11 protein-coding genes are annotated in these 12,680 nt (G+C 65.9%); 6 read left to right on the top strand and 5 right to left on the bottom strand.

Annotated elements, in window-relative coordinates; translation table 11 throughout:
- The first annotated feature begins 365 nt into the window (after nt 1–365).
- Both K4G64_RS34885 and K4G64_RS34880 read left to right on the top strand, forming a co-directional pair.
- Nucleotides 366–767: a hypothetical protein gene (locus K4G64_RS34885; protein WP_221759907.1), complete on the top strand. Its 402-nt coding sequence runs from the start codon at nt 366–368 to the stop codon at nt 765–767.
- Nucleotides 757–2,292 carry a caspase family protein gene (locus tag K4G64_RS34880; protein WP_221759906.1) on the top strand — a complete coding sequence of 512 codons (1,536 nt, stop codon included), beginning with the start codon at nt 757–759 and terminating at the stop codon, nt 2,290–2,292. Before K4G64_RS34885 ends, K4G64_RS34880 begins: the two co-directional genes overlap by 11 nt.
- A 19-nt stretch (nt 2,293–2,311) precedes the next feature.
- Here K4G64_RS34880 and K4G64_RS34875 read toward each other — a convergent pair whose 3' ends face one another.
- Together K4G64_RS34875 and K4G64_RS34870 are read right to left on the bottom strand one after the other, a co-directional pair.
- Complete coding sequence (locus tag K4G64_RS34875) at nt 2,312–2,701, bottom strand: hypothetical protein (RefSeq protein ID WP_221759905.1); 390 nt, start codon at nt 2,699–2,701, stop codon at nt 2,312–2,314.
- 23 nt (nt 2,702–2,724) lie between these two features.
- Nucleotides 2,725–3,603, bottom strand: a complete 879-nt coding sequence (locus K4G64_RS34870) for an IS5 family transposase (RefSeq protein ID WP_308122571.1) — start codon at nt 3,601–3,603, stop codon at nt 2,725–2,727.
- Between the two features lie 374 nt (nt 3,604–3,977).
- Between K4G64_RS34870 and K4G64_RS34865 the strand changes: the two genes are divergently transcribed.
- A complete protein-coding gene (locus K4G64_RS34865) occupies nt 3,978–7,250 on the top strand; it encodes a hypothetical protein (protein ID WP_221759904.1) in 3,273 nt (1,090 codons plus the stop codon).
- Nucleotides 7,251–7,337: 87 nt separating this feature from the next.
- Here the strand turns inward: K4G64_RS34865 and K4G64_RS34860 are convergent, their stop codons facing one another.
- Nucleotides 7,338–7,967, bottom strand: coding sequence for a hypothetical protein (locus tag K4G64_RS34860; protein WP_221759903.1), 630 nt, complete (start codon nt 7,965–7,967; stop codon nt 7,338–7,340).
- A gap of 658 nt (nt 7,968–8,625) precedes the next feature.
- Here K4G64_RS34860 and K4G64_RS34850 point away from each other — a divergent pair.
- Both K4G64_RS34850 and K4G64_RS34845 read left to right on the top strand, forming a co-directional pair.
- A complete protein-coding gene (locus K4G64_RS34850; RefSeq protein ID WP_221759902.1) occupies nt 8,626–9,714 on the top strand; it encodes a CHAT domain-containing protein in 1,089 nt (362 codons plus the stop codon).
- A 388-nt stretch (nt 9,715–10,102) separates the two neighbouring features.
- The gene (locus K4G64_RS34845; RefSeq protein ID WP_221759908.1) at nt 10,103–10,318 is read left to right on the top strand and encodes a hypothetical protein; all 216 of its coding nucleotides are present in this window, start codon (nt 10,103–10,105) and stop codon (nt 10,316–10,318) included.
- A gap of 444 nt (nt 10,319–10,762) precedes the next feature.
- Here the strand turns inward: K4G64_RS34845 and K4G64_RS34840 are convergent, their stop codons facing one another.
- Both K4G64_RS34840 and K4G64_RS34835 read right to left on the bottom strand, forming a co-directional pair.
- Entirely contained in the window at nt 10,763–11,590 is an 828-nt protein-coding gene (locus K4G64_RS34840; RefSeq protein WP_221759901.1) for a hypothetical protein, read from the bottom strand.
- A 2-nt stretch (nt 11,591–11,592) separates the two neighbouring features.
- A complete protein-coding gene (locus tag K4G64_RS34835) occupies nt 11,593–11,952 on the bottom strand; it encodes a hypothetical protein (RefSeq protein ID WP_221759900.1) in 360 nt (119 codons plus the stop codon).
- A gap of 173 nt (nt 11,953–12,125) precedes the next feature.
- Between K4G64_RS34835 and K4G64_RS34830 the strand changes: the two genes are divergently transcribed.
- Nucleotides 12,126–12,680, top strand: a 555-nt coding sequence (locus K4G64_RS34830) for a hypothetical protein (protein ID WP_221759899.1), incomplete at its 3' end; no start/stop codon positions are given.

The raw sequence follows: 12,680 nt of genomic DNA, 5'->3' as shown, positions 1-12,680 counted from the left end.
TGTTGCGGCCCTCTTGGAGGTGAGCAGCCCCTGCCCGCCAGTCAGGGACTTGCTCAGTTTTAGAGAGCGAGTCCGATAGAAGTTACTGGAAAGTAGGGTTGGTGCCGGAGATCGAGTGTGCGCCTCGGTGACTCGTCTTTGCCTGCGGCTTTGTTGGGTGGCTCCGCGGGCCTGCTCAACAGGAGCCTTGGCTGCTCAGGGGCAAGAGGCCGCCGGTAGTGGCGGTCGTAGGGCGCGGGCGAACAGGCTCCAAGTCGGCCCAGTGTCGTGGCGTGACATCGCTTCGTCGGGCCTGGTCCGAACCGGACGGGCTTGCCACCGTAGGGTGACTTCTCGTACCAGCCCGGGGGAGCCCTGGGCATCAGATGCGCGCAGCAGCGGGGGAGTACGAGATGCAGGGCACTGGGGCGACGAATGTTCAGATCAGGCTCGACTCGGCGACTGAACTTGACGATCGCCTGGCGCTGATCGGGTGGCTCCGCGGTGAACGCGGCCTCCAGGGGCGTGTGCACGTCCTGCCCGCCGCACCCGCGGAGAACGACCTCGGTGCCGGGCTCGACTTGCTCACGGTATCCCTCGGTTCCAGCGGTATCGCCACCGTCTTGGCCGGTTCCCTCGCCACCTGGCTGCAGAACCGCCGTACCCCGACCAAGATCCGCATCTCCATCACCCGGGCCGACCGCACCCTGGAACTCGAGACCGGTGACGCAGCCGAGGCCGAGGCGCTGATCCAGCGATTCCTGACGGACGACACCGATGGAGTCTGACGACGCCGCTATCCTCATCGGCGTCTCCCAGTACCGGGACCCCTCCCTCCTGGACGTGCCCGCAGCGCGCAACAGCCTGCACGCGATGCACCGGCTGCTGACGACCCCCGAGCTGTGCGGCTGGTCCGAGGACCAGGTACACGTTCTGGAGGACTCCGCCGGGGCCACGGACCTGGCCCTGGAAGTGCACCGCCTGGCCGAGGAGACCACGGGTACCCTGCTGATCTACTTCGTCGGCCACGGGGTCGTTAGCAAGTCCGGTGCCCTGTGCCTGGCTGCCGGCGATACCCAGCTGCGCTATCCGGACCTCACCGGCCTGGAGTTCGACAAGGTCCGCAGCGCACTCCTGGACTCAACGGCCCAGGTGAAGTTGGTAATCCTCGACTGCTGTTACTCGGGCCGGATCATCCAAGGCCTGGCAGGCGCGGGTGATAGCCAACTCGTGGACAGCACCGACATCCATGGCGTCTATACGCTCACAGCGGCCGACCAGGTCGCACACGTGCCTTCGCGAGACGAGACTGCCGCCACGTCCTTCACCCAGGTCCTGTGCGACGTCGTGCGAAGCGGCATCCCAGGCGCTCCGCCAGCGCTCGCTTTGACCGACATTTATCCGAAGCTCAAAAGCACGCTCAAGGCGCGCGGTCTTCCGGAGCCCAACCAACGCGGGACCGACACTGTCGTGTCTTACCCCTTCAGCCGCAACGTCGCGTACACCGGCGGAACCGGATTCCGGCTGCTCCCTCAGGCGCACGTGGACCACTTCCTCAGGACCCTCGCCGCACAGCCGCACCACGACCTCACGGCTGAGAGTATCGAGAAACTGGAGGACTGGCCCGGCGTCTACCTTCTGCACCGGAAGTCCCACGAGGCCCCGGAGCTCCTCTACGTGGCACGGAATGATCGATCGATCGCCGTCCGTCTCGGCCAACACCTGCGAAAGATCAGCGGACGCTGCCATATCGACGCCCACGACCTCTCGTTCAGCTATCTCCAACTGGACGACGACCTCAGTGTCCTGGCACCGGAGCGCCTCGTGCTCCAGCACCTCCACGCCCAGGGACGTTCTCCGCAGTGGAACAACAGCGGCTTCGGCAACAACGACGCGGGCAGGATGAGGGACTCCCACCGACGTGGCGGCGACCACTTCGACGTACTCCATCCGATCGACCTGTCATGGCCTGTTCGCTTCGACGACCCAGCCCGCAAGGTGACGGCGCACCAGATGGCTGCGCAACTACGAGCCCAACTTCCTTACGGCTTCCGTATCGAGCCCTGGGAAACCGAACTCGACCAGGTGCGGCTCGCCCTCCCGGACGGCTCTCTCAGCGCCGATCAGGCCTTCCGCCTGCTCGCTGCTGCCATGGGCGACTCATGGCAGATCAGCGCCCTGATAGGCCAGGTTCTGATGTACCAGGAGCAGGGCAAGGAGTACCCCAACGCCATCCGCTACTACGCGGGCCCACGGACGATCACCGAAATGCCCGAAGTGTGCGAGGCGGCCGGCCTCCCTGACGACTGCTAAGAGGGCGTTAAGTCCGTTTCTAATAGCGGCCTCGTCCGGGCTGGGTGAGAAAGCCTTGGCGGAGGAGACGTCCGAGGCGGGCGCGGGTGACGTTGACGGATGCCTCGTTGGTGGGCAGGTCGACGAGTTCGTGCAGCTCACGGGTACGGAATTGCTGGTCGGGGTGTTGGTTGAAGGCGTTCACGATGGCCTGGTAGGCGGTGTTCGTCTCGGGCGGTTCACTTTCGCTTCCTGCGGCCGGTGCGAGTTCGGCGATGACCTTGCGGGCAGTGGCCAGGTCCGCGAGCCGCGCTTCGGTCTCGGTCAGGGCGGCGGTCAACTGCGCGATTTTGTGGCTTAGTTCACCGGCCCTGGCCGCGGTTTCATCATGCTGGGCCTGCAGGTCGGCAAGGAGCTTGGTGATGTTCATGCGGCCAGCTCGAGGGTGTCGCGCTAGGTGGGGGCGGGTGCGGTGAGGCGGCGGGTCATGTTCGCGATCGATGCCCAGTAGACACGCGAGGCGGAGGTATCGGGCCGGTGGTCGTACTCACGGGCCAGCCGGCGGTGCAGCATCAACGTGCCGTTGACCTGCTCCACAATCCACCGCTTCGGCTGTGGGACGAAGCCTTTGCCCTGATCGGCGGGGTTGCGGCGGACGACCTCGACGTCGATGTCCAACAGGGTGCCGTGAATGAGGACTTCGTCCTTAAGCCCTGGTCCACCAGGGCCTTCTCCAGACGGTTGCCGCACCGCCGCCTGGTCGAGGAGAGCGGTGCCGGCGGCGTTGTCGTGGACGGAGGCGGCCTGCACCACGACGCCGATGATCAGGCCGAGAACGTCGACGGCCAGCCCTCGCTTGCGGCCCGACACCTTCTTGTTGGCGTCCAGCCCCGTCGTGGCCTTGGGGACACCAGCGGCCGCGCGGACCGACTGGGTGTCGATGATCACGAGGGACGGGTCCTCTAATCGCTTCGCTCTCTCCCGTACCTGGCAGCGCAGAAGTTCCTGGATGCGCTGATCAAGCCCGTCCTGACGCCACAGGCCAAAGTAGTAGAACGCCGCTGACCAGGACGGCAGATCATGCGGGAGGCAGCGCCATTGGCAGCCCGTCCGGTTCTGATAGAAGATCGCGTTCACGACCTCCTGCAGGTCACAGGAGCCCGGATCTCCGGTCGCCGACCGCTTCACCCGGTCCTGCTTCAAGGCCGTGATCAGCGGCTCGATCAACGCCCACTGCTCATCCGCTAAGTCGCTCGGGTACGGATCTCTCTTCACGTCCGCATCTCGGCATGAACATGCCGACCAGATGCCCCGCGCGACGATCAGTCCCACGATCGAGCGATCACGAACCGAGGAAGACCGGACTTAACGCCCTTTGAGAAGAGGGAAGGGCGCTGCTGGGTCCCTCGGCGGTGGTCAGGAGGCGTCTGATCTGTGGTTGTTGGGAGTTTGTTGATAGAGGTGGTGTGGCGTTGGGGATGGTTTCTTGTACCTAATCGTTCGGTGCGGGTTCGTGCTGGTCAGAGGCTTGCTGTGTGTTTGGGATGGCCGGTGGCTGGCGGGTGGGGCCGGGGAGCAGGTCGGTCATCGAGGCCGCGAGGACGGGGTTGCTGTGGAACGATCAGGGCGTAGTCCGGTGTGTCCTTGGGACGGTCGGCTCTCCAGTCGGGGCGCTGGCCTGGGCCGGCCGATAGGGGGTGGAGCGGGTGTCGCAGGAGCAGGACCGCGAGGTTCCTCTGGAGCGATTGTCCGGGCAACGCCCAGGCCCGGCCGACCTCGATAGGCGGCAGCGGATTCTGAGCCGCCTGCGCCGGTTCGGCCCTGGGCCCGCGGGCTGGTATGCCGATATCTGCACTCTGCTGGATGAGGACCTGCCGCTGCGTTCGACCGGGATGCTGGTCTCGCACCTGTTCCGGGAACTGGAGAGCGCGCTTCGCGAGGTTCTCCTGCCCGATGCCATCCGGAAGGACCCGCCCCAGAGCCGTCGGCACCTGTTCGAAGTGCAGGGTGTGCTGGACTGGCTGGACATCCCAACTGACAGTCCTGCGGGCAAGGTCTGGCTGGCGGAGGCGACGAAACTGCACAGCTACGCGCACCGGGTCCGTATGGAACAGACGCCGATGGACCAAGCGGTTCGTCTGCGACTGGCCGATCTGGAGGACATGCTCGATGTGGTCCTCGATCGCTTCGAGACCCGCTACGTCACCGTGCTGCAGCGTCTGGAGACCTTGGCTGCTGTCCGCAATCCGAGCAAGACAGATGTGAAGCTGCTGATGGGATCCTTCCCTCAGGACTACCTGACCCAGGAACGGTTCTTCGGGCTGCTGAACACTGCTGGGTGGCTGCCGCACCTGGACAAGCACGGATTTTTCAGCACGCCGCCGGCACCGGAAAACGATGACGAAGCGGGCACGGTGGCCTTCCCTGCCTGGCCGGCCTCAACGTATCTAGTGCGGATGGCCAGCGTTGCTCCGGCAGTTGTGTTGTCCATCGCCGAGCGGATCCCCTCGACGGACAATCCGCGGGTCAACCTAGATGTGACCGAAGTGGCACTCCTGCTGTCCCCTGCGGAAGCAGCGCGTCTGGTGCCACGGGCGGTGGAAGCGATCCGCGGCCCCTACTTGATCGCCCCGGACCGCTACGCCCAACTTGCAGTCCGCTGTGCCCAGGGCGGCCACACTGAGCAGGCACTGGCGGTGATGACCGCACTTTTGCAGGCCGCACAGCACGGCGGCCGGATCGACGACTACGATCTCCAGGAGATCCTCCGTACGCATAACGTCGACTTGGCCCGTCACCTAGGGACGGCCTGGTTGGAGGTGCTGGCCGGCAGCCTGGCCAGCGCGCTTCTGGCCACCGGAATGGACCCTGACCGCGCCGGCGGAGAAGACTTGTCTACCGTGTGGTACCCGGTGCTGGACCCGGGCCACGGGGGGATGCGCTCTGACGACCGTGCCCTGTTCGCCGAGGCGGTCCGCGACACGGCAGACCACCTGGCGGCCACAGACATCCGCCAGGTCCTTTCCATCCTGGAGTCCCAGCCGTGGCTGGTCTTCCGCAGGCTCCGCCTGCATGTTCTCCAGCGTCACGGTGCCAACGCCCCGGACGCGGTGGAGAGCATCTTGACGGACCCCGACCAGATCACCGCCGCCCGGTCGCGGCGTGAGTGGGCACTCTTGGCCCGCGCCAGTGCCAGCTCGCTGCGTCCGGCTGCGCTCGAGGGGGTACTGGCCGTCATCGACGCTGGGCCGGACACCGAACGGTTCGTGGAGCGGTTCCGTAGCACTTCCGGTGGCGCCGAGCCGCCGGAGCAGTACGTGGAGCAGTGGGCGGGCGCCTGGCAGCGAGACCGCTATGCCGCACTGGCCGATGTCCTGCCCGAGCAGCAGCTGCGGCGCTACCGAGAGTTGTGCGAGAGCCTCGGTCCGGCACCGTCGTTGGACACGATTCCCCAGCCCCTGGCCTGGTCGGAATCTGAAGAGCAGGGCTCGCCGGAGAACCTGGCCGCGATGACCGCCACCGAACTGATCAGTCACGCCCGGCAGTTCCAGGCCACACCGACCCGGTTCGGCACGAACGCCGAGGCCTTCTGCAGTCAGCTGCAAGCCGCCGTGACCAGCCAGGCCCTCATTTACCAGGAGGACGCTCCGCAGTTCGCCGAGTTGGCTGATGACCACCTTGCCGCCGTTCTCGACGGATTCCGTACGGCTATTCAGGCTGGCCAGCAACTCAGCTGGGCCACCATCCTCCCGCTCGTACAGTCGGCTACCGGCCGTCCTCATACCTCCGACACCGGCACCCTGCACCTGGCCGTTGCCCGGATTGTGCTGGCGGGACTGGCGCTGCATAACACTCAGCAGATTCCCACCCCGCTCGGCGACGCACTGTGGGACGTACTCGAGTCGGTCTGGAGCGCCGCCAGGTCACCACAAGACGACCTTGACGCCGACCAGCAGTCTGTCTGGGACGAGAGTTTGGAAACAGCCTTGCGCGCCGCCGTCGCGTGGGCGCTGTGGCGCCGCGAACACGGCGCCGCCTTCCAGGTGCTGTTCACCGCCTTGGACACCCTGCTGCTGGACGCAGCTGGCACGCCCGCTGCCGCGGGCGCCAGCCCCGTCGGTCGGACCGTCGGGTCCTTGATTACCCGACTTGATGCTCTCGACCCGGCGTGGACGCGACGCCGAATCGAGGTCCTGTTCAACCTCGACACCGCACTGGGCCGTGCCAACTGGATGGCTTACCTGAGCAGCATGTCGTCGCTCACCGAGTCCGTCGTGAGCCTCCTCATGGATGTCTACCGCACTGCAGCACGCACACCCGCAGTGGGCGGTCAGGATCACCGGGACTTGCACCGGCGGCTGGGTGATCACCTCATGGCCATCTATCTGGCAGGTCTGCTCGGACTGGACGACGAGAGCACCATGGTCGACTACCTGCGCTCCTCACCCGTGGCTGGAGTTCAGCTCGCTTCCTCGCTGAGCGAAGTCGTTCACCACCGTGACCTGCCACCCGATACCCGCGACCGCATCATGCAGTGGTGGACCTGGCGCCTGAGCGCTCGGGATGACAACGCGAATGGACCTGCACCGCAACCCGAAGAGCTGCACACTCTGATCGGCCCGCTGGCCCGCAATGATGTTTTTCCGGTCATCTGGCGCCTGGAACAGCTGAGCGTTGTCTTCGAGACGACCGGAAGCCTCGGCCGTGACCGGCGCATCTACTCTTTCCTGGCCGAAGCAGCCACCGATTACCTCGGACCAGTCCTGGAACTGATGCACCGATGGGTCACCACGCTGGACATGTACGACTACGCCCCACGGATCAGGGAAAGTGAGATCCGCGCCGTTCTGCTGGCCGGACTAGCCTCTCCTGAACACCAGGAACTGGCCCGCGACATCATCAACCGAGCCACCTATCGCGGGCACTACCAATTCGCACCCCTGCTCACGGACACAGATGACCAGCCCGGCCCGTCCTGAAGCAACCCACCCGGCAGAGCGGTCGGCAGAGCGGCCCTGCCGTGCCGAGGGCTTCCGGCATCTAAAGGATCGGTGCGAGTTGTGCGGTCAGCGACTTGGTGCCGGGTCGGGTCTGCCGGTCCAGTACAGGGCGGCGTCGATGTCGCGTGCGGTCCAGCCGTCGGCGCGTGCTCCGCCATGCTTGAGGAGGTCGTCGAGGAGTTGCATGTAGCGGCCGTAGCGTCCCGGTGCGCGGGTGAGGGTGAAGCCGAGGGTATCCAGGGCGTGTTGGACACGGCGGTCGTAGACGGCCATCCGCTGTGGTGCTGCTGCGGTGAGGACGGCTGAGGCGAGTGCGTCGCCGGTGTGGAAGCCGGGCAGTTCGGCGATGATGCCGCGCCCCGCGCGGGCGGCCTGGCTGCGGGTGAGGGTGGTGTCGCGGACGGCGGTGACGGCCCGTTCGGTGACGGCTCGTACGTGGGTGTCGGGCAGGGACATGAGGTCTGTCACCCAGCGGGTTTGCGCGGAGAGCCGTTTCCAGACGACGAGGGCTGCGATGTCCGTCTTGCCGAGGCCGCCGGTATGCTCGGTGCGCTGCGCGACGTCGTGGAGGACCTCGTCGTAGTGGGGTGAGACGTTGGCGAGGTAGCCGGCGCGGGCGGGGATCAGGGTGTCCCAGGCCTGCCGGCAGAGGGCAGCGAACTCGTCGCCGCCTGGCGTCTCGGTGGTCATCTTCATGTCCGCATCATGTCGTCTTGGCGGGTTGGCGGGTTGGCGGGTTCGGGGGCTGCTTCGGCGAGGTGGTCGAGCTGGATGGCTTCGAGCGCCGTTTTGGTGATGCGTTCGGTGCCGTCGCAGATGGCGGTGATGGCTGCTTGGTGGATGAGGCATCGAATGCGGCCGGCGGTGCGCTGGTGGAGGTAGGAGGCGTGGCGGGGGAGTGTGCCGGGTGAGATCGAGGGCGTTTTCCATGTCGGTGAAGGAGCGGGTGTTTCCGTGGCGGGCGGGGAGGGGGCCGCAGTTGATGAGGCTGGCGCGGCCGGCGAGTTAGGCGCCGCGTATGCCGCTGAATAGGGGTGTGGCGGCGACGTCGATGCCGGTGTAGACGAAGTTCACACGCTTCTCCTCCTCGACGCACGGCCCCGTGAAGTAGCCGTTCGCCACCATGACCGAAACGACGGGGCCCAAGCGGAACGCCGGCCCGCGAGGAGCCCGGGCATGTCGGCCGCTACGCTGCCGCGGCCTGCCTGGAAGTGCTTGCACCGCACGAGCACCAGGACAATACAAGGTGCTGTGTCCCTGTTGGCTTTCGCGTTGATAGCGGCCTCCCCCTGCGCGGCGCACTGACTGTCAGTGCCGCCTGAAAGACTGTGGCAAGAGAACGGGAGGAAGTCCTATGGCGCGCAGTGACACGCTCCGGTCGGAGATCGCCCAGCTGGAAAAGAAGAATGCGGGCCTGAGTAACGACCTGGCCAAAGCCCAGAAAACGGCCAACGACGCCAGTGCGGCGGCCCTGAGGAAGCGAGGGCAGGCGGCGCGGAGCCGCAGCGAATCCAGCCGCCGTCTCGCATTGTCCGGCGCAGAGCGTGAAGCCAAGAAGGCCGCTGACGCGCAGACGAAGATCGCCGCCATCCAGGACAGAATGGCGAACAATACCAAGACCATCGCGGGCAAACAGGCGTCCCTCAGGGCAGCGGTGAGCACCGAACAACGGGCTCAGGACCGGCAGGACGACACCCGACGGCGGAAGGAGAAGAACCACGCCCGGGAAGTTGCCCGCTTGTCCCAGCCCGCTGCCCACATCAGGTACGTCGCAGTGCAGCTGCCGAAACCGGAGCCGCTGCGTGTCCTGTACCTCACTGCCAACCCAGAAGCCGTCGAGACCACGATCGAGCATCCTGACGGTTCGATCGAGACAAACGGCGTATGGCTCCGTGTGGACTACGAGGTTCGACAGGTCAAGGACATGCTTCGCAAGTCCAAATACCGCGACCTGGTGACTATCGAGCACCTTCCCGCGGCGACCGCCATGGACCTCCTCGAAGGACTGAACAACCACCGCCCCCACGTCGTGCACTTCTCCGGCCATGCCTCGTCCTGGGGCCTGTTGATGGAGAACGACGCCGGTACTGATGCCGGCGCAGAACTTGACTTCGGCTTGCTCGCCCGCATGCTTGGCGCCACGGATGAGCCCCCTCGTCTCGTAGTGCTCAACGCATGCGAGAGTTTGGATGGAGCTGACGATCTCCTCCAGACGGCACCCACGGTCATCGGAATGTCAGATGAGATCAACGATGCTTCAGCAGTGACATTCGCGGCCCGCTTCTACTCCGCGATCGCTTCAGCGCAATCGGTATCCACTGCCGTGGAACAGGCCAAGGTCTCTATGATTGCCGCCTCGCTCGACGGCGCTGAACTGCCGGTCCTACGGACGCGAGATGGTGTGGACCCAGGCGATCTGATTCTGGTCAAGCCACCGGAGTAACCTCAAGTGTGGGGACGGGGCGACGGCGCGGTGGTAGTGGACCTTGCCGGGCAGGACGGCCCCATGTGCGCGGGAAGGTCCTAGACCCGAGCTTGGGACGACATCACGGTCGAAGCCCCCATGAAAGTCCTTGACGAATCGGGTTCCTCTACCAGGACAGCGACGACCCGTCGGTACTGCTGGAGTCCAAACACCGCGAGAACGTCGGCCTGCTGACGCCCGTCGGGGCACAACAGGGCAGCTACGGCCGCACGGCCGGAGCTCTCGGACCCGTACTGGCTCATCGACGGCAGCCCCTGACCCGGCTCTGCATTCTGAGCGGCCGACCCACGCCTCTCGCCGTCCGATGCGGAAGCCGGTCATGGCGCAGCCCCAAACTTAGGGCAAGCTGACGCGCCGTGACCTGCAACATCTTCGCCACGTCGACCACGAACTACTCGTCACCATCAACCACATGACCGCACACCTCGAAGTCAGCGTGCTGCGCACCGCCGACCGGGAGAAAACCATCATGACCGGCTACGCGGCCTGGCGACGGCTACGCAAACCCGGCGGCGGCCACCTCGACCTCGACGCCCAGACCCTGACCTTCACCGAGTTCTGACCGGCCCGGTCACCCTCCGGCACCGACGCAGACAACGCCTGCACGCGCTCCGGGACCCCTGCCAGTTGCGGCTGCTCCCGCCCGCGACCGGAGCGGAGCGGCCTCGTCAGCGGCGAACCGGGCGGAGAGGTAAGGACGTTTCCCGGCGCGGCGCGTACGACGGTGAGGAATGGAACTGCGCGAAAAGGCCGGCGGCCCGCCTGCCGGCGAGCGGGCCGCACGGACGGCAGGCGCGGCCTCTGCGGACACGAAAGACACACGGACCCCGGAAAAGCAGGGTGGGACCTGCTGGGGGTCCCGATCCGGTAAACCGGCAGTTCGAGCTGGTCGAGCATCGCCCGGGAGGAGATCCGGGACGACGGATCCGCGTCCTGAGGTGGCATGCGGCTCTCCCGTAGGGCGCGCTCCTAGAGGTGGGGGCGGGTGAGGCACGCAAGTACGTGTTTACGTGTTCTTGCGTGCCAGGAGGGTAATGAGCATGCCGGTTTTCGGATCCAGCGGGACATTGCCTGATCCGAAGCCCAGAGTTCTCGCCAAGCGCGGGCCGTAGATGTCGACGGCTGCTTCCGTCAGCTTTGAAAAGCCGTCGATGGCGGTCCGGCCGCGCCGCCAGCCCGTTAGGCAAGTGGTCAGCCCGATGAGGAAGGCAGGCCACCAGACGACTCCGAGCGCGAAGTACAGCAGTCCCCATGCACCGAGTCGCGCTGCGTCGTTGAACTCGGAGCGGACGTGGTCCACTTCGTTCCGGGATGTCTCGGGCATGATCAGCCACAGGCGGGGCCAGGTCTCTGCGAGGTGCAGGTCGTAGGCGAGCTCCACCCGGGTCCTGACTGCCCCGATCGAGTTTCCCATCCATGTCGGCCGGTCAGGTTCAGCCAGCGAGATCCTGTTCTGGGCGGCGGCATCGCAGTTCTTCCACCGCTCTTGCAGCCGATGGGTGAGGCGCGTTGCCAATGGGTGCAAGGGGCGGGGCCAGTCTCCCAGCCACAGACGCTGCACCATGCCTGCGAGACCGCCGGCTGCCAGGCCGACGACCGCTGCGGCAAGCAACACCCCTACCGCGGCCAGGACGAGCGTAACCGCCGGCTGCTTGTCGAGATCTGCGGCGTAGTCACGGCTGCGCCGGATGAGATACGACCAGTCGTTCCAGTGCTGCTGGCCGGCAATGACGGCGACCGCGGCGGAGGCGAGAAACAGCAGACCGGGCAGCACGAGAAGAGAGAACCATTTCTCGGCCAGCCTGCGGCCCAGTTCGCTGAGGAACTCCTGCATGGTTATTCCGTTTCACGTTCGGCGCGAAGCTGCTGGTTTGCGATCTCGCAGGACGGAGTCCTCTTGCTCGGCTCGGGTGACCACTCGCGGGCGCAGAGCCTTTCCGGGCAGACGTACCGGACACGCGGGCGAGGTGTGCAAGGAATGCCGTCCGCCCGCCATGACATCAGGTCGTCGACCCCGACGCCCAGGCTCCGTGCCAGGTCCATGAGGGGCTCCTTGAACTCCCCGCCTCTGCGGGCCGTCTCGACGATCGCCTCCAGCTGCTGCTGGGTCTGCACGGTGCCCTTCCTCACGGCGAGACTGCGCAGCCCGGGCAGCTGCTCGCAGAGCCATGCGGTGTCTTTGCGGTGATCGGTCATCTCAGCCACCCCAGAGGAACGAGATATGGGGGAGGGGGTGCATCAGGACGCGCACGCAACTACGATATGAACTATATGCGCGTAATACAGAGAATGCCGTGTTGTGGTAATTGAGCATTCATACAGCCGCCCGGCGGTTTTCTTGACTACGTCCCGCGGCCCGTGGAGGAGTGATGACACGGGAGAGCGTGCTCGCCACAGTGATGGAACGGCTGAAGGAGTTCAGGGCGAAGGGCAACCTGAAGGCCGTCACGGGACAGGCCGCCGACGCCGAGGCCGCAGCCCTGTTGGACAGCCGCACGCATCCCACAGCCGACTGGGAAGTGCTGTGTGCGGTGGGTCTGCTCCACTGGGACAGGTACGTGGCCCTTCCCGAGACACAGGGGCGAGACGAGTTGACGGCCGCCGTCCGCTACCTGAGCCCCGTCTACCGGCAGGTTCCCTCAATCGTGCCGAGCCAGATAGCCGAATTCCTTGACGAAGTAACAACCTGGCACAACCAGGCCGTCGATCTCCTGGAAGCGGCCGGCACTCGTGACCGCCACGCCATCGAGGAAGCGAACCTGCTGCTGCGGCGCGCCGTCGACTACACCTCAGACCTCGACCCGCGCCTGGCCGGCTATCTGTCCACCCTGAGCACCGGCCTGATGGACCTGCACATCTGCACCGGGGATCTGGATGTCCTTGCGGAAGCCGTCAGCACCGGCCGACAGTCCCTGGAAGCGGGC

This window comes from Streptomyces sp. WAC04114, from assembly GCF_019733245.1.
Classification (GTDB): domain Bacteria; phylum Actinomycetota; class Actinomycetes; order Streptomycetales; family Streptomycetaceae; genus Streptomyces; species Streptomyces massasporeus_A.
Note: the sequence above shows the minus strand (reverse complement) of the source record. Positions and strands in the feature narration are given on the sequence as shown.